This is a genomic window from Corynebacterium sp. MSK310 (assembly GCF_030227355.1).
Lineage (GTDB): Bacteria > Actinomycetota > Actinomycetes > Mycobacteriales > Mycobacteriaceae > Corynebacterium > Corynebacterium rhinophilum.
Map to the genome: position 1 here is coordinate 58,403 of NZ_JASPFZ010000007.1, position 16,802 is coordinate 75,204.

Below are 16,802 nucleotides of genomic sequence, written 5' to 3' on the forward strand. Positions count from 1 at the left end.
AGAATCTCCTCAGTAGCTGTTTAGTTGTCGTTCTTCCGCTGTTTCTTCGTGCGGTTGTCTTTCTTACGAGCGCCAGGCTTTGGAGCGGTAGTGCGCTTAGCCTCAATCTTAGCGGCCTCTTCCTCTTCTTCTTCGCGGTCCATCTTGCCGTAGATGATGCGGGTCTGGAAGAAGGTCCACACGGTGTTGGACAGCATGTAGAACAGCAAACCGATGGGCCAGATGAAGCCGGAGAAGATCAGCATTGCGGGCATGACCCACAGCATCATCTTGGACATCATGGCCATCTGCTGCTGCATCATTTCTGCATTCTGACCCTGCGGAGCCGAGGTCTTGCCCTGGGCGCGGCGCTTTTCTTGGCGGTTCAGGCTCATGCGCGCGTTAAAGTGCATCAGCACCACAATGACGGCAATCATCGGCACAATGATGAACGCCGCCTGGGTGGTAGTGGTAACGCCTTCCACCAGGGGCGAGTTCAGGCGCAGGTTCGTAACCAGCGGAACGCCAAAGATCTTGGCATCCAAGAACTGCTGGACGAGCTCCGGTTTAAAGATGTAGTTCGCGGTATTGGCGTTGGCCTCAATGGACATCGGTTCGCCGCTGGGGTGTCCAATGCCGCCGGCTACAGCAACCGTGCGGTCGAACGAGCGCAGCACGTGGAAAAGACCAATGAACATTGGAATCTGCACCAAGACCGGAAGGCAGCCGGCCATCGGGCGAACGCCAGATTCCTTATAGACCTTCTGCATTTCCTGCGCGGCTCGAGCCTGATCGTTGCCGTACTTCGCGCGGATTTCCTGCACCTTGGGCTGGATTTCCTGCATCTTGCGCGAAGAGCGAATCTGGCTCACGGTGGGCTTGACCATGAGCGCCTTCAGCGTCCAGGTCAGCAGCACGATGGCCAAAATCCACGTAATGCCCCAGGCGGGATCCATTACGAGGGATAGCAGCCAGTGCCAGAACCATAAAACGGCCGAAATTGGCCAGTAAATGAAATTAAGCACGAGTGTTTAATCCTCAGTTGTTGTTGGTGACCGGTACCGGGACTGGATCGAATCCGCCCGGATGCCAGGGCCCACATTTGCACACCCTAGCCATTGCCATCGCCGTACCTTTAAACGCGCCGTGTCTGGACAACGCCTCTAAGGCATAAGCACTGCATGTCGGTTCGAACCGACAGGTTGATACCATCTTAAGGCCCGAGACATGTTTTTGGTAGAAACGAACCGCTTTAACCAGCGGTGCGGCCAGTCCGGAGGCTGCAGGAATTTCTTCCCCACGGGTATTTAGATATCCCATTGCTTGCGCAGCGCCTTAGTAATATCTTTTTCTAATTGCTCACTGGTAGCGCTCGCGCTTGCAGGTAGCGCACGAATCACAACATCCACGCCCGCGGGGAGCTTGGGGATGAGCGTCATGCACACATGGCGAAGCCGCCGGGAGGTGCGGTGGCGTACCACTGCATTCCCGACGGCTTTAGAAACAATGAGGCCGAATCGCGGCCCAGTGGCCGCGATCTCGGCCGGATTGCCCATGGTGCCATTGGAATTCGCACTCATAGTATCGCGCGCATGCACGACGACGGTGCGAGTGCCCTGCCGGCGACTGCCCTTCATCGTCCGCCGAAATTGCGGCGGCGATGTGAGCTTGTGTTGGGCTGGCAGCATGACTTATGCGGACAGCTTTGCGCGGCCCTTCTTGCGGCGAGCGGCCACGATTGCACGACCGGAGCGGGTGCTCATGCGAGTACGGAAACCGTGCTTACGTGCACGGCGACGGTTGTTCGGCTGGAACGTGCGCTTACCCTTTGCCACGTCAATTCTCCTTGAAGTTGTACGTGGACATACTGCCGCCACAAAACGGCAGCACATCCACTGATGAATGGATTCCATGAACCTGACGCGTCACTGTTAACCAAACGCTCGGCGAGCTCTGGTAAGCCCTGCCAATGCGAAGTGACGCTGTCCTGTTCACGCGCAACTCTCTGTTGCAATAGACCATGCCAGATTACGTGATTTAAACCGCTGGAAACAAATCGACACTCGGGTACACCCGAAATTACATAAGTGTTTTTTCCTGCAGCTAGAAGGCCAGTTTTGGCGCTCATCCTGCGGCTAATCCAGCGCGTCGCGATGGTCCATAGCCGCTTGCATTTTAAGTATAAATCTTCCGTTAGACACACCCGCCTTCGCGGCGGTAGAACTAAGTAATCGAATTCCACAGCTAGCAAACCGTTGTGGATAACTCTAAATAACCACTTGAGAGTTTTAGTATTTCCGCAGTACAAAGCTATAAAGTGGTCTATCACAAGTTATCCACAGCCATGCACTAAGCTGTGAATAACTATTTCTTCCACACCTGTGGATAACTCTGTGGAGATCGAGGTGACTCGATAAAAACCACTGTGAAAACCGCGGTGGAATCCACCGTGGAATTTGTTATTTACTGTCCACCCGTCCCCGAGAGAATTATTGAAGGTAGCCCGTTGTGACTGAACCACAAGCGAACCTAGAAGCTGTCTGGCGCGCGATCGTCGATGATCTGCTCGCGCAATCCGAGCAACCCAACTCTGAGGTCCCGAGCTTTTCGCATACACAACGCCTTTACCTGCAGTTGGTTCGCCCGATCATGATGGTGGAAGGCTACACGCTTGTCGCAGCGGAAAATGTCAACGCCAAAGAAGTTGTAGAAAATGAGCTCGGCGGATACATCTCCAAGGCCCTTACCCGCCACCTCGGCCGCCCGTGTTCCTTCGCCGTTACCTTAGCTACCCCGCAGGAGCCACAACCACCTGCCAACCCGTCGAATTCGCAACCGGCACCAGGAGGGGCATCGGCAAGCACGCAGGCTCCTTCCTCCCAGCCCAACCCGCAGGCACAATACATGCCGCCGGCGCAGAATGATTCTTCTTCCGCGCAAAATTACGTCTCTCGCCCCCAGCAAACAGATGCGTCGGCAGCCCGCGGAAACCACAACCCCACCGCAGGTCAGACCCCGCCTAATTGGCGGTCCAGCCATGCCCCGGCAAGCCTGGATGAATTGGCGGAGCACTACACCGGCCAGCAGGACTATAACCGCCAGCAACCAGAGTTCGGCGGATCTGCGAATGCCGCGCGCATTCCGCGGGAGGCCCCGGCGCACGATCCCAATCGGGAGACCTCGCTGAACCCGAAGCACACTTTTGAAAGCTTCGTCATCGGTTCATCGAATCGTTTTGCCAATGGCGCGGCGGTGGCGGTGGCGGAAAATCCCGCCCGCGCCTATAACCCATTGTTTATTTGGGGTGGTTCTGGTCTGGGTAAAACGCACCTTTTGCATGCCGCCGGCAACTACGCACAGGTGCTGCACCCAGGGCTGCGTGTGAAATACGTGTCCTCGGAAGAATTTACGAATGATTATATTAATTCCTTGCGCGATGACCGCCAGGAATCCTTCAAGCGGCGCTACCGCAACCTCGATATTTTGATGGTGGATGATATCCAGTTCTTAGAGGGCAAGGAATCCACGCAGGAGGAGTTCTTCCACACCTTCAATGCGCTGCACCAGGCCAATAAACAGATCATTTTGTCCTCGGACCGCCCACCAAAACAGCTCACCACGCTGGAGGATCGCCTGCGCACCCGCTTTGAGGGTGGGTTGATTACGGATATTCAACCGCCCGATCTGGAAACCCGCATTGCCATTTTGATGAAGAAGGCCGCCGCCGATGGCACTGAAGTGGATCGTTCCGTCCTGGAACTCATTGCCTCGCGCTTCGAATCCTCCATCCGCGAGCTTGAGGGCGCGCTCATTCGCGTATCCGCCTACTCGTCCTTAGTCAATGAGCCGATCAACGTGGAAATGGCAGAAATTGCGTTGCGCGATCTTGCGCCGGATTCTGCTGATCGGCAAATTACCGCAGCCTCCATCATGGAAGTCACCGCGGAATACTTCGATATTGATGTTGAAACCCTGCGCGGTGCCGGCAAGAAGCGCGCGGTGGCCCACGCCCGCCAGCTGGCCATGTACCTCTGCCGCGAATTGACCGAGCTTTCGCTGCCCAAGATTGGCGAGCAATTCGGCGGCAAGGACCACACCACGGTGATCTATGCCGATCGCAAGATCCGCAAAGAGATGACGGAAAAGCGCAATACCTACGACGAGATTCAGTCCCTGACCCAGCGCATCAAGAATCGCGGTCGCGGCTAGAGAAAAACACAACCACCCGGTGGCGTCTTCCTTGAATAACAGGAAGGCGCCATTTTTGTAAGCAGGCGGTGCGCTTGCCGATGCCCCCACCTTCCACCACCGCCTACCGGCGCCTACCAGGGGCTATGTGCCGGTAAGAGTCGTATAAACAGCTATCCACAGAGTTATCCACACCTGTGTAATTTCATGGATGTAATTTGTAGATTTTGCTCACAGTTTTAAATTCCACAGGCCCTATCCAGCACAGACGCCCCTGTGATCAGCACTGTGTGCAGATCCGTGGATAACTACTAAAGACTGTGGATAAAACGATGACCCGCATATTTATCCACACTCCGGGCCAGTTGATCACAGCAAGATCACAAGAATTGGCACACCCCGGATCGCCGCGCTGAACTTGTCATTTACCCCGTTGATCACAGATCCCACAGCGCTTATTACTACTACTAAATTATTTCTCTGATCTTGTAAGTAGAAAGGGGATGTGTGAAATTGTGCCCGGTCCCGAGCACGCGGCGCTGGCTCGGACGGGCGGAGGGAAAATTACAAGGTTCACCGGATGCGGTAAGTTGGAAGCCAGCTTTTGAAAGTTACACATTCCTACCCCGCCTAAGAGGAGCTCTTCGCACCATGGATGAAGCCGTGTCATTTCGCGTTGCCAAAGATGACCTTGCCAACGCCGTAGCGTGGGTTGCCCGCAGCCTGCCTTCCAAGGTCACCCAGCCCGTGCTGCGCGCGATGCTCATCACCGCTGATGACAACGGCTTAGAGTTCACCGGCTTTGATTACGAGGTTTCTACCCGGGTGCGCATCGCGGGCATGGTGGATGAGCCCGGCCAAATCGCCGTCGCCGGTAAATTGCTCTCAGATATCGTGGCTACCTTGCCCAATAAGGAAGTGGAGATCTCCCAGGTAGATTCCAAGGCTTTGGTTGCTTGTGGTTCTTCCCGCTTTGAGCTACCTCTCATCCCGCTCGATGATTACCCGCAATTGCCGGTCCTGCCTGAGGTCACCGGAACGATCCAACCGCAGCTATTCGCAGAGGCGATCCAGCAGGTTGCGGCCGCGGCCGGCAAGGATGACACCCTGCCCATGCTTACTGGCGTGCACATGGATATCCACGGCAAGGATATTGAGATGACGGCTACGGACCGTTTCCGTTTGGCCATGCGCACCCTGGAGTGGGAGCCGGCGGCTGAGGACGTTGAGGCTAAGCTTCTGGTCCCGGCAAAGACCCTGCAAGATACCGGGCGCAGCCTGGATCCACATTTGAATATTCCCATTGAGATTGCGGTGGGCTCCGGCGATAATATCGGCGCCGATGGCCTATTTGGCCTGCATGCGGATAACCGCGAAACCACCACGCGCATGCTGGATGCGGATTTCCCAAACGTCCAGCCCTTGCTTCCCAAGTCCCACACGAATATTGCCTCGGTTGAGGTGGCGCCGCTGCAAGAAGCCATTCGCCGCGTTTCCTTGTTGACGGACCGCAATGCGCAGATCCGCATGGAATTTGCCGATGGCCAGGTCACCCTGTCCGCCGGCGCCGATGCCGGTAATGCCACCGAGACGCTGCCGTGCGCATTCCACGGCCGCGATGAATTCTTGATCGCCTTCAACCCGGGCTATTTGAAGGATGGCCTTGCTGTCATCAACACCGATCGCGTGGTCTTCGGGTTCACGGAGCCTTCCCGCCCCGCCATCATGATCCCGGAGCCAGAAGAGCTGCCGGAAGCAGATGAGGATGGCAATTTCCCCACGCCGCAGACCAACTTCACTTACCTCTTAATGCCGGTTCGCCTGCCAGGTTAATGTTTATAAGGGATCTCGATGTTCGGGATTTTCGCTCATGGCCCGAACTAAAACTTGAGCTGGGCCCGGGGATCACTCTGTTCGTGGGCCGCAATGGCTTTGGCAAGACCAATATCGTGGAAGCCGTGGGCTATACCGCTCACCTGTCTTCCCACCGCGTCTCCCATGATTCGCCGCTGGTGCGCCAGGGTGCGCAGAGTGCCCGGGTGTCCCTTACTGCCGTCAACCAGGGGCGTGAATTAACCACCCACTTGCTGGTCAAACCACATGCCGCCAATCAGGCGCAGATTAACCGCACTAGGCTGCGCAGCCCGCGCGAGTTACTCGGCGTGGTGAAAACGGTGCTGTTTTCCCCTGAGGATTTAGCCTTGGTGCGCGGTGAGCCCGCGGGGCGCCGCGCGTATCTCGATAGCATCATCGCCTCGCGGACCCCGCGCCTAGCTGGGGTTAAGGCGGATTATGACAAGGTATTAAAGCAGCGCAATGCGTTGTTGAAGTCGGCATCGGCAAGCTTGCGGCGCGGCTACGGCGATAGCGACGGCGCCTCGGCGCTATCGACGCTGGATACGTGGGATGCCCAGCTCGCGCGCTTAGGTGCACAGGTCATTGTGGCGCGCCTTGCGCTTGTCGATGCCCTCTTGGACCACATTCCCGCCGCCTATGCCGGCCTCGCGCCGGAGTCGCGGCCTGCGCACGTGGAGTATAAATCCACCATTGATACCTCTGACCGCGAGGTGCTGGAGGCCGTCATGCTGACCGAGCTGGCCTCTGCCCGGCAGCGCGAGATCGAGCGCGGCATCTCACTGGTGGGCCCGCACCGTGATGATCTCGTGCTCCACCTGGGGGATCAGCCGGCCAAGGGTTTTGCTAGCCACGGCGAAACCTGGTCCTATGCCATCGCCCTGCGCCTGGCGGAGTTTGAGCTCCTGCGCCAAGAAGGGGGATCAGATCCGGTCCTCATCTTGGATGATGTCTTTGCCGAGCTCGATGCCAAGCGCCGCACCCAGCTGGTTCACCTGGCCGCCACGGCAGAACAGGTGCTTATCACCGCCGCGGTGGATGAGGATTTACCGGATAACCTGGAGCCCATCGTGCGTTACCGGGTAGGAGTGGAAGATACGGACCAGGGGCGCATTTCCACCCTGCACACGGAAGCAACCGCAGGAGAGGATAGCGAGGAAGAAGCATGAGTGAGGAAGAAGGGGAAACCGGCAGGCAACGCACGGATCCCGTCACCCAATACTTCCGGTTGGTGCGCTCTACCTCGAAGAATCCGCCAAAGCTTACGCGCCCAGTGCCGAAGATGCCGGTGCCATCCTTGGCGGATGCCCAGCCGCAGAACTATCGCGGCTACCAGGTGGGCAGGCCTACCGGCGCCGATGGCAGGAGGCCGCGGCGAAAGATTGATGTGCCGAGCCTGGGTGCACAGATTAAAAAGGAGATTTCCCACCGCGGCTGGAAGCATGAATTAGCGCACGGCTGGGTCATGGGAAATTGGGAAAACCTGGTGGGCGAGCGCATCGCTGCCCATACGCAGCCGCAGAAAATCAAGGACAAGATCGTCTACATTTCCTGCGATAACTCCACCTGGGCCACAGAACTGCGCTACCTGCAGCGGGAAATCCTGCGCAAAATTGCGGACCGGCTCGGCCCCGATGTCATTGCTGAGCTGCGCATCCACGGCCCGCGGCAGCAGCGCAATTACGAGGGTCGGCAGTGGGTAAAACCGCAAGGTTCGCAAGATACCTACGGCTGATAAGTGGCTAATAGGAGCAGGTTAGCTCTGCCCTTTAAAAGATAAATAACTACAGAGCGCGCCACATAGCTACCTCTGGCCGGTGTGGGGTGTCATTCAGTAGGGGGTATGCGTGTAGAATAGTGAAAGTTTTAGAATTAGCTATAGCCAAAAGGAGAGCACGAATCCGTGGCTGAAGAACACGCATATGATGCTGGATCAATTACGATCCTGGAAGGTCTAGAGGCCGTCCGCAAGCGCCCCGGTATGTACATCGGTTCCACCGGATCGCGCGGTTTGCACCACCTTATCTGGGAGATTGTTGATAACTCCGTTGATGAGGCCATGGCAGGCTTCGCGGATAAGGTCACCGTCAAGCTTTTGGAAGACGGCGGCGTCGAGGTCATCGATAATGGCCGCGGCATCCCTGTGGAGATGCACGCCTCTGGTGCGCCGACCGTCCAGGTGGTCATGACGCAGCTGCACGCCGGCGGTAAATTCGACTCCGATTCCTATGCCGTTTCCGGCGGCTTGCACGGCGTCGGTATTTCCGTGGTCAACGCCCTGTCTACCCGCGTGGAGGCGGAGATCAAGCGTGAGGGCAAGCACTGGTACCAAAACTTCCAGAACGCCATCCCGGATGACCTTGTGGAAGGCGGCAACGCCCGCGGCACTGGTACCAAGATTCGTTTCTGGGCGGATCCGGAGATCTTTGAAACCACCGAGTTCGACTACGACACCATTGCGCGCCGCCTGCAGGAGATGGCCTTCCTGAACAAGGGCCTGACCATCGAGCTTATTGATGAGCGCGTGACCCAAGAGCAGATCGAGCTCGAGGAAATCGCGGATGCGGAATCCGGTGAGGCGAGTGCGGATGAGACGTCGTTTGATGATGTTCCTGATGCCGGCGATACCTTTAACGAGGAAGACGATTCCAAGAACGTCACCAAGGCCGATAAGAAGCGCCGCAAGAAGATCACCTTCCACTACCCGGAGGGCCTGACGGACTACGTAAAATTCCTCAATAAGTCCAAGAACGCTATTCACCCCACCATCGTGTCCTTCGAGTCAAAAGGCGAGGACCACGAGGTCGAGGTGGCCTTGCAGTGGAACCAGGGCTACAAGCAGTCCGTGCACACCTTTGCCAATACCATCAATACTCACGAGGGCGGCACGCACGAAGAGGGCTTCCGCGCAGCCCTGACCTCCTTGATGAACCGCTATGCCAAGGAGCACAAGCTCATCAAGGACAAGGACGGCAACCTTTCCGGTGATGACTGTCGCGAAGGTTTGGCCGCCGTCATTTCGGTCAAGGTGGGTGATCCGCAGTTCGAGGGCCAGACCAAGACCAAGCTGGGCAACTCCGAGATCAAGGGCTTTGTGCAGCGCTCGGTCAACGAGTACGTCAATGACTGGTTTGATGCCAACCCGGCAGAGGCAAAGGCCATCATCAATAAGGCCGTCTCCTCGGCGCATGCCCGCATGGCAGCGCGTAAGGCGCGCGAGATGGTGCGCCGCAAGTCCGCCACCGATCTGGGCGGACTGCCCGGCAAGCTTGCGGATTGCCGTTCTAAGGATCCGCGGAGTTCGGAGCTTTATATCGTGGAGGGTGACTCCGCGGGCGGTTCCGCGAAGGCCGGCCGTGACTCTATGTTCCAGGCCATCTTGCCCTTGCGCGGCAAGATCCTGAACGTGGAAAAGGCCCGCATGGATAAGGTCTTAAAAAATGCCGAGGTCCAAGCCATCATCACCGCGTTGGGTACCGGCATCCACGAGGAATTCGATATCAAGAAGCTGCGGTACGACAAGATCGTGCTGATGGCCGATGCCGACGTGGACGGCCAGCACATCGCCACGCTGCTGTTGACCCTGCTCTTCCGCTTTATGCCGCAGTTGGTTGAGGATGGCCACGTGTACCTGGCTAACCCGCCGCTCTACAAGCTGAAGTGGTCTAAGGGCACTCCGGGCTACGCCTTCTCTGATGATGAGCGCGATAAGCTGTTGGCAGAAGGCCTGGAGCAAAACCGCAAGATCAACAAGGATGACGGCATCCAGCGCTACAAGGGCTTGGGCGAGATGAACGCCTCCGAGCTCTGGGAGACCACCCTGGATCCCTCCACGCGCCTGTTGCGCCGCGTGGATCTGGAAGACGCGCAGCGCGCCGATGAGCTGTTTTCCATCCTCATGGGAGATGACGTGGCCGCTCGCCGCTCCTTCATTACCCGCCGCGCGAAGGATGTCCGCTTCCTGGATATCTAAACCGCTGGCCTAGTCCTCTGCGTATAGGGGCTGGGGACAAGCCAGAGCCCACCGTGGAATTATCCACGCTGGGCTCTAACTATGGGGAGAGGTATTAGCTGCGGGAAGCGCGCTGATCCGCAAACCCAAAGCTCAAGGACACCAGGCAAACGGCGATGATGACACCGAAACCGGTCATGATGGATACGGGCCAATCTCCGGAGGTGCTTTGGAGCATGGCAAAGACGATGGCGGTAATGACGGCCAGGCCGATGGCGGTGCCGATGCGCTGGCCGGTTTGCAGGACCGCGCCGGAGGAACCGGCGTAGTTGTCTGGGACCTGTGCCAAGGTCAGGGTTTGGTTAGGGGAGACCACGGCACCCTGGCCGAGCCCAATAAATGCCAAGGAAAGGATGAGCCACCATTCGTTCATTCCCCAATGCGTGGTGCCCCAAATAAAGACCACCGTGGTGAAGAGTCCGAAGATGGTAGTCAGCATGCCGATGATGACCACTATGCGCCCATACCGCGAGATTTTGCGGCCAGCGATGGTGGCGGTAATGGAGTTGAGGAGTGCGGACGGAATGCCCACCGAGCCGGCCGCGAGCGCGGAGTAACCCAGGCCATTTTGGAAGTACAACGCCACGAGCACCCAGATGCTGGTAATGCCCATAAACCACAACGTGGCGATGATGGTGCCATTGCGGAAGCTCGAGGTGGCAAAGATATTGAGATCCACCATCGGCGGATGGCCGGTAGCCTTGTGGTGGCGCTCCCACAGCACCCACACACCAATGAGCACGGCACCCGCGAGAAGCAGCCACCACACGGCCGGGGAACCGGTGGAGTCCATGAAGGGGAAGAGGATGCACCATACTGCGGCGCCGAGAATGAGCGCGCCGATGGGATCCAGGGTGGCCAGCGCCTTGAAGATTCCCAGCTTATTGCCCGCGGCATCGCGGACGCGGGAAAATAGCGGGCGTGGGAACCACATGAGGCCTAAGATGATGGCCAGCAGGCCGATAGGCGCATTGACCAGCATGGTCAGCCGCCACCCGTGGTCAGGGCCGCCGATCTTGATGAGGAAGCCACCCAGTACCGGGCCGATAGCCACCGCGATTCCCACGGTGGCGCCAAAGTATCCAAAGGCGCGGCCGCGCTCTTCCCCGCGGAAGTATTGCTGAATCATTCCCACTCCCTGAGGGTTCAGCAATCCGGCGCCAACACCCTGCACAAAACGCGCGATGTTTAGAGAATGCGCATTCGGCGCGAAACCCGCCACGGCGGCGCTGATGGTGTAGACGGCGATGCCGAGCAGGAAGATGCCCCCGCGCCCCACGAGATCGCCGGCGCGCCCTGCGGCGACGAGGACCACGCCGAAGGTAAGCGCATAACCAGACAGCACCCATTGCACATCCGAATCCGTGGCACCAAGCCCAGACTGAATCGACGGCAGCGCCACATTCACGATGGACACGCTAATCAGTGACATGAACACCGTGACCAGCACAATAATAAGAACCCGCCAGCGGGCGGGGTCTTGGCCGGCGGGGTAGTCGGTACGGTTTGCTTCTGATGCCGACGATTTATGATGCGGGGAATAATTCACTTCCACACTTATACTCCGCAGTCCAGAAAACCTTCAACCGCAGGAAAACCGGTGGAAACTATTTATTTACATGTGCTTTTGTACTATGCGGCCGAATGCAGGAACTTCCGGGCTTAAGATCTTGGTGGCCTTGCCGCGCAGGGAATTATAGGGGTTGCGCAGTGCGGCGGAGTTCACCTTTTCTACGTGCTTATCTGCGATATTCATAATTTCATCGCTGACCTCTTCTTGCCGCGGTTCAAGGAAGGCACCAAAATCATCCTTCCCGCTTTCCGCAAAGTCCTGCCACCGCGGATCCAGGGCATCGAGGACATCCGGCAGGATCCGTTCCAGCGCCTTGGGGACGACGTTGGCATCGGCCTTCTTGGCGGCGGCCAATCCGCCTTTAATGGCCATGCCAGAAATGCCGGATTGGGCGGAGGCGATTTTTTCAACGAGAGCCCCGCACTCGGCGATGAACTCGGTGCGGGTGGATCCATGCATCAAGGTAGAAAGGTGAGACATGGTGCGATACTTTACGCGAATTTAGTGGCCATATAGACGCGGGCGCAGTACTGCGCGAAGGTCTGGTTTCCAGCATTTAACGCTGGCACCTTTTCTAAAACCTCCGCCATGGCTTGGGCTGCCTGTTGCTCATCGCCGTGAATGGCTATGCCCTCCAGGCGCGCGGTGCTGGCAGCCGCGGCGGCCACCAAGGCGGAGTAATTGATGATGCGGAGATTAAAGCGGGCGCAAAATTCTTGAGCCACTAGGTATAGCTGTTCGGGGCTCATGACTGGGTCTTCCGCGCCCTGCGGATTTCGGCCTCTAGATCCGCGCGGCCGGGGAGGAGTTCGCGGGCGGTGGCTTGCACGTGGGCATCGGCAAGCGTGCGCGAGGCCGCCGCCACGATGGCACGCACCACCGCCTCGTGCTTGGAGGTGCCTTGCGCGGAGGCCAAGAGGGTAAGGGCGTGATCTTGTTCTGCGGTAAGCCGCAATGTCATTGCCATGCCCCAGTGATACCACAGTGATACCACCGGTGCGGCAAATAAGGCCGATAAAGCCCGGAGAAGGTAGAATTTGGCCTTATGAGTGACAATAACGACGATCTTTTTGATCGGATTTTTCCCATTGACATTAATGAGGAGATGGAGTCGAGCTATATCGACTACGCCATGTCCGTCATTGTGGGCCGCGCGCTGCCTGAGGTGCGCGATGGCCTAAAGCCGGTACACCGCCGCATTCTCTACGCCATGTTCGATTCGGGTTACCGCCCCGAGCGCGGCTATGTGAAGTCCGCGCGCCCGGTCTCTGACACCATGGGCCAATTCCACCCACACGGTGACTCGGCCATCTATGACACCTTGGTGCGCTTGGCGCAGTCCTGGAATATGCGCTACCCGCTTGTCGATGGCCAGGGTAACTTCGGCTCCCGCGGTAACGACGGCCCTGCCGCAATGCGTTATACCGAGTGCAAGCTCACCCCGTTGGCCATGGAAATGGTCCGCGATATCCGCGAAAATACCGTGGACTTCTCGCCCAACTACGATGGCAAGACCAGCGAGCCGGACGTCCTGCCGTCCCGCGTGCCTAACCTTTTGATGAATGGCTCCGGCGGCATTGCCGTGGGCATGGCCACCAATATCCCGCCGCATAACCTCAATGAGTTGGCCTCGGCCATCTACTGGCTGCTGGAGAACCCAGACGCAGACGAGGATGCCGCGCTCGCGGCCTGCATGGAACGCGTGAAGGGCCCGGATTTTCCCACCGCCGGCCTTATCGTTGGCGATCAGGGCATCAAGGATGCATATACCACCGGCCGCGGTTCCATCCGCATGCGCGGTGTGACCTCCATCGAAGAATCCGGCTCCCGGCAGACCATCGTGATCACGGAGCTGCCGTTCCAGGTCAACCCCGATAACCTCATCTCCAATATCGCGGAGTCCGTAGCCAACGGCAAGATCGCCGGCATTTCCAAGATCGAAGATGAGTCCTCTGACCGCGTGGGCATGCGCATTGTTGTGACCCTGAAGCGCGATGCTGTAGCCCGCGTGGTGCTCAATAACCTGTACAAGCACTCCCAGCTGCAGACCTCTTTCGGCGCTAATATGCTTTCCATCGTCGATGGCGTGCCGCGCACCCTGCGCCTGGATCAGATGCTGAGCAATTATGTTGCGCACCAGATTGAGGTCATCGTTCGCCGCACCCAGTACCGCCTGGATGAGGCCGAAAAGCGCGCGCACATCTTGCGCGGCTTGGTCAAGGCGCTGGATATGTTGGATGAGGTCATCGCCCTGATCCGCCGTTCGCCCACCGTTGATGAGGCGCGCGAGGGCTTGAAGGAGCTTCTCGATGTCGACGATATCCAGGCCGATGCCATCCTGGCGATGCAGCTGCGCCGCCTGGCCGCCCTGGAGCGCCAAAAGATCGTCGATGAATTGGCAGAAATCGAAGAAGAGATCGCAGACCTCAAGCACATCCTCGCCCACGAGGAGCGCCAGCGCCAGATCGTCCACGATGAGCTGGAAGCGATCGTCGAAAAGTACGGCGACGAGCGCCGCACCGAGATCCTGCCTGCCTCCGGCGAGGTCACCGATGAAGACCTCATTGCCCGCGAAAACGTCGTGGTCACCATTACCGCCACCGGTTATGCCAAGCGCACCAAGGTTGATACTTATAAGTCACAAAAGCGTGGCGGCAAGGGCGTGCGCGGTGCGGAGCTCAAGCAAGATGACATTGTGAAGAACTTCTTCGTTTGCTCCACGCACGACTGGATCCTGTTCTTTACCAACTTTGGCCGCGTCTACCGCCTGAAGGCCTACGAGCTGCCGGAGAGCGGCCGCGCTGCCCGCGGCCAGCACGTGGCCAACCTGCTGGAATTCCAGCCGGAGGAAAAGATCGCCCAGGTCATTCAGATCCAGTCCTACGAGGATGCGCCATACCTGGTTCTGGCCACCCAGCAGGGCCGCGTGAAGAAGTCGCGCCTGACCGATTACGAGTCCGCTCGCTCCGCAGGCCTTATCGCCATCAATCTCAACGAGGGCGATGCGCTCATCGGCGCCCAGCTCGTTTCTGAGGGCGATGACATCCTGCTGACCTCTGAGCAGGGCCAAGCCATTCGCTTTACTGCCGATGACGACCAGCTGCGCCCCATGGGCCGCGCTACCGCCGGTGTGAAGGGCATGCGCTTCCGCGGCGATGACCAGCTGCTGGCGATGTCCGTCGTCCACGACGGCGAGTTCCTACTCGTTGCTACCTCAGGTGGCTACGGCAAGCGCACCGCCATTGAGGAATACACCCCGCAGGGCCGCGGTGGCTTGGGTGTCATGACCTTCAAGTACACTCCGAAGCGCGGCAAGCTTATTGGTGCCATTTCGATTGATAAAGACGATGAAATCTTCGCCATTACCTCCGCCGGTGGGGTTATTCGCACCGAAGTAAACCAGATTCGTCCTTCCTCGCGCGCCACGATGGGTGTGCGCTTGGTTGACCTTGCCGATGACGTCGAATTGCTTGCCATCGACCGCAATGTCGAAGAAGATGGTGAGGAAGACGCGCAGGCTGTGGCCAAGGGCGAAAAGACCGTCGATGAGGTCCAGCAAGAGCACCACAAGGGTAGCGATGCCTCCAAGGATGAGGAGTAGGACATGGAACGACGAGACGTAACCATCCACCACATTTCGCCCACCTCGGCGTTTCGCGTTGGTCTGGCCCTGTCACTCGTCGGACTCATCGCGTGGTTGCTGGCCGTGTGCCTGCTGTACATCGGCTTGCACCAGGTGGGCATATGGGAGTCAGTCAATAGCCTCGTTGGCGGCGTCGGCGGGGGCTTTGAGGTCACCTTTGGTGTGGTGATCGCAGCCAGCGCGCTGATTGGCGTTATTTTCGCCGTCCTGTTCACCTTGCTCGCACCGCTGATGGCCGTCATCTATAACGCCATCGTGGATGTCCTCGGCGGGCTAAAGGTTAGCTTGGATGATATTTAGACCACTGTGAGTGGGAGACTATGCCGGCAGCTACGGTTGCCGGCATTTTTCTAGTTTTAAGCGCGAAGTAGGGTACTCATTAGGCCAACGAAGAGTGCCTTTGAAAACCTCTTTGAGCTGCCGATTTGTGTTCTTTCCGGGGTAGTATGTAAAGTTACTTCTCGTTCCGCTAAAGGGCCTATAGCTCAGTCGGTTAGAGCGCATCGCTGATAACGATGAGGTCGCTGGTTCGATTCCAGCTAGGCCCACCACGGAACAATGGGGCATTAGCTCAATTGGTAGAGCATCTGCTTTGCAAGCAGAAGGTCAGGAGTTCGATTCTCCTATGCTCCACAGGTGTCATGGGTCGCGACATGCTTGACAGGTCAGTCGCGACATCGTTGGCGAACCGGCATCTCAGTTGTTTTGTTCTGGGGTGCCGGTTTTCTTGTTATCTGGGGTCTAGGGGTGGGTCGCCTTTTTCCAGTAGGGCTTTTGGGTTAAGTAGCAAAAGGGGATGCGGACATTTTTTAGGACTATTCAGAGTAGCAGTTTGCGTCGGCGTTGATTGATGCTTAATCCGCTGAACTCAAGCTTGATTCTTCGTTCGTTGTAGAAGTCGACATATTCATGAATCGCTTTCTCTAGTTCCTCACGATGGCGTCATTTACGTCCATAGAACATCTCATTTTTCATTCGGCCGAACAATCCTTCGCACGCCGAATTGTCGGGTGAGCACCCTTTCTTCGACATTGAACGAGCAAAACCGATGTCTTGGCAGGCTTGGATCCAACTATTACCTCGGTAGTGGCAACCCCGATCGGAATGGATTACTAATCTTGTCGGATCCGCAGGCGCATCATTTTCAATCGCCTGTGCTAAGCAGTCGTCTGCAAGCTGCTGACTAGGATGGCAACTCGTTGTTGCTCCCACGATCTTTCCGTCGAAACAATCCACCAACGCTGAAAAGTAGATTTTCCCGTCATCAGCAGGAAACTCTGAAATATCCGTCAACCACAGCAGCCCAGGCTTATCAGCATGAAAATTCCGTTTCACCAAGTTTGGTGGGGCATCTGAAATCTCCCCGCGATACGACGAATAACGACGCTTTTTCTTAACATAACGCACCGTTAACCCTTCGGCCGTAATGATTCGGCGCACAACTTTCTCGCTGACCTTGATTCCCGATTGCTTCAATTGAATCCAGACGCGACGGTAGCCGTAGCTGAATTCGGAGTCTTTTACGATTTCGGTAATTCTTTCGGTCAGCTCCG

General features: G+C 57.5%; 16 protein-coding genes, 2 tRNA genes and 1 pseudogene. 9 read left to right on the top strand and 10 right to left on the bottom strand.

Features of this window, described 5'->3' with window-relative positions:
* Positions 1 to 20 precede the first annotated feature (20 nt).
* The 4 genes from yidC to rpmH are packed head-to-tail and all read right to left on the bottom strand — an operon-like array spanning position 21 to position 1,814.
* Positions 21 to 1,004 (bottom strand): membrane protein insertase YidC, encoded by a 984-nt coding sequence (yidC, locus tag QP891_RS06845; RefSeq protein WP_023024601.1) that lies wholly within the window; start codon positions 1,002 to 1,004, stop codon positions 21 to 23.
* 13 nt (positions 1,005 to 1,017) lie between these two features.
* The gene (gene yidD / locus QP891_RS06850) at positions 1,018 to 1,299 is read right to left on the bottom strand and encodes a membrane protein insertion efficiency factor YidD (protein ID WP_239269565.1); all 282 of its coding nucleotides are present in this window, start codon (positions 1,297 to 1,299) and stop codon (positions 1,018 to 1,020) included.
* Positions 1,287 to 1,667 (bottom strand): ribonuclease P protein component, encoded by a 381-nt coding sequence (gene rnpA, locus QP891_RS06855; RefSeq protein WP_284770785.1) that lies wholly within the window; start codon positions 1,665 to 1,667, stop codon positions 1,287 to 1,289. Before rnpA ends, yidD begins: the two co-directional genes overlap by 13 nt.
* Positions 1,668 to 1,670: 3 nt before the next feature.
* Positions 1,671 to 1,814, bottom strand: coding sequence for a 50S ribosomal protein L34 (gene rpmH / locus QP891_RS06860; RefSeq protein WP_005275994.1), 144 nt, complete (start codon positions 1,812 to 1,814; stop codon positions 1,671 to 1,673).
* Positions 1,815 to 2,487: 673 nt separating this feature from the next.
* Here rpmH and dnaA point away from each other — a divergent pair.
* The 5 genes from dnaA (at position 2,488) to gyrB (ending at position 9,994) form a co-directional block, all read left to right on the top strand.
* On the top strand, positions 2,488 to 4,188 hold the full coding sequence (dnaA, locus tag QP891_RS06865; protein WP_284770784.1) for a chromosomal replication initiator protein DnaA: 1,701 nt from the start codon (positions 2,488 to 2,490) through the stop codon (positions 4,186 to 4,188).
* Positions 4,189 to 4,818: 630 nt separating this feature from the next.
* Positions 4,819 to 6,000 carry a DNA polymerase III subunit beta gene (gene dnaN, locus QP891_RS06870; RefSeq protein ID WP_284770783.1) on the top strand — a complete coding sequence of 394 codons (1,182 nt, stop codon included), beginning with the start codon at positions 4,819 to 4,821 and terminating at the stop codon, positions 5,998 to 6,000.
* The gene (gene recF, locus QP891_RS06875; protein WP_284770782.1) at positions 6,000 to 7,190 is read left to right on the top strand and encodes a DNA replication/repair protein RecF; all 1,191 of its coding nucleotides are present in this window, start codon (positions 6,000 to 6,002) and stop codon (positions 7,188 to 7,190) included. The genes dnaN and recF overlap by 1 nt, the downstream gene beginning before the upstream one ends.
* A complete protein-coding gene (locus QP891_RS06880) occupies positions 7,187 to 7,756 on the top strand; it encodes a DciA family protein (RefSeq protein WP_284770781.1) in 570 nt (189 codons plus the stop codon). Before recF ends, QP891_RS06880 begins: the two co-directional genes overlap by 4 nt.
* 168 nt (positions 7,757 to 7,924) lie before the next feature.
* Positions 7,925 to 9,994 (top strand): DNA topoisomerase (ATP-hydrolyzing) subunit B, encoded by a 2,070-nt coding sequence (gyrB, locus tag QP891_RS06885; RefSeq protein ID WP_284770780.1) that lies wholly within the window; start codon positions 7,925 to 7,927, stop codon positions 9,992 to 9,994.
* A gap of 94 nt (positions 9,995 to 10,088) precedes the next feature.
* On the opposite strand, the gene QP891_RS06890 is transcribed toward gyrB, so the two are convergent.
* Genes QP891_RS06890 through QP891_RS06905 form a run of 4 tightly spaced genes read right to left on the bottom strand, consistent with a single transcriptional unit; the run spans position 10,089 to position 12,573 of the window.
* Complete coding sequence (locus QP891_RS06890) at positions 10,089 to 11,588, bottom strand: MFS transporter (protein WP_284785358.1); 1,500 nt, start codon at positions 11,586 to 11,588, stop codon at positions 10,089 to 10,091.
* A gap of 60 nt (positions 11,589 to 11,648) precedes the next feature.
* On the bottom strand, positions 11,649 to 12,086 hold the full coding sequence (locus QP891_RS06895) for a DUF6918 family protein (RefSeq protein ID WP_284770778.1): 438 nt from the start codon (positions 12,084 to 12,086) through the stop codon (positions 11,649 to 11,651).
* Between the two features lie 11 nt (positions 12,087 to 12,097).
* The gene (locus tag QP891_RS06900) at positions 12,098 to 12,355 is read right to left on the bottom strand and encodes a hypothetical protein (RefSeq protein ID WP_023016410.1); all 258 of its coding nucleotides are present in this window, start codon (positions 12,353 to 12,355) and stop codon (positions 12,098 to 12,100) included.
* Complete coding sequence (locus tag QP891_RS06905; RefSeq protein ID WP_023029849.1) at positions 12,352 to 12,573, bottom strand: hypothetical protein; 222 nt, start codon at positions 12,571 to 12,573, stop codon at positions 12,352 to 12,354. Before QP891_RS06905 ends, QP891_RS06900 begins: the two co-directional genes overlap by 4 nt.
* Before the next feature lie 78 nt (positions 12,574 to 12,651).
* Here QP891_RS06905 and gyrA point away from each other — a divergent pair, with 78 nt between their 5' ends.
* The 4 genes from gyrA (at position 12,652) to QP891_RS06925 (ending at position 15,882) form a co-directional block, all read left to right on the top strand.
* Positions 12,652 to 15,207 (top strand): DNA gyrase subunit A, encoded by a 2,556-nt coding sequence (gene gyrA, locus QP891_RS06910; protein ID WP_005276024.1) that lies wholly within the window; start codon positions 12,652 to 12,654, stop codon positions 15,205 to 15,207.
* 3 nt (positions 15,208 to 15,210) lie between these two features.
* Positions 15,211 to 15,549, top strand: coding sequence for a DUF3566 domain-containing protein (locus QP891_RS06915; RefSeq protein WP_284770777.1), 339 nt, complete (start codon positions 15,211 to 15,213; stop codon positions 15,547 to 15,549).
* 174 nt (positions 15,550 to 15,723) lie between these two features.
* A tRNA-Ile gene (locus tag QP891_RS06920) sits at positions 15,724 to 15,800 on the top strand.
* 9 nt (positions 15,801 to 15,809) lie between these two features.
* Positions 15,810 to 15,882 (top strand) — tRNA-Ala (locus tag QP891_RS06925).
* A 186-nt stretch (positions 15,883 to 16,068) separates the two neighbouring features.
* Here the strand turns inward: QP891_RS06925 and QP891_RS11850 are convergent.
* Positions 16,069 to 16,173: pseudogene (locus QP891_RS11850) on the bottom strand (IS3 family transposase); the annotation flags it as partial.
* An 18-nt stretch (positions 16,174 to 16,191) separates the two neighbouring features.
* Positions 16,192 to 16,797 carry an IS3 family transposase gene (locus QP891_RS06930; RefSeq protein WP_284783770.1) on the bottom strand — a complete coding sequence of 202 codons (606 nt, stop codon included), beginning with the start codon at positions 16,795 to 16,797 and terminating at the stop codon, positions 16,192 to 16,194.
* Positions 16,798 to 16,802: the final 5 nt, after the last annotated feature.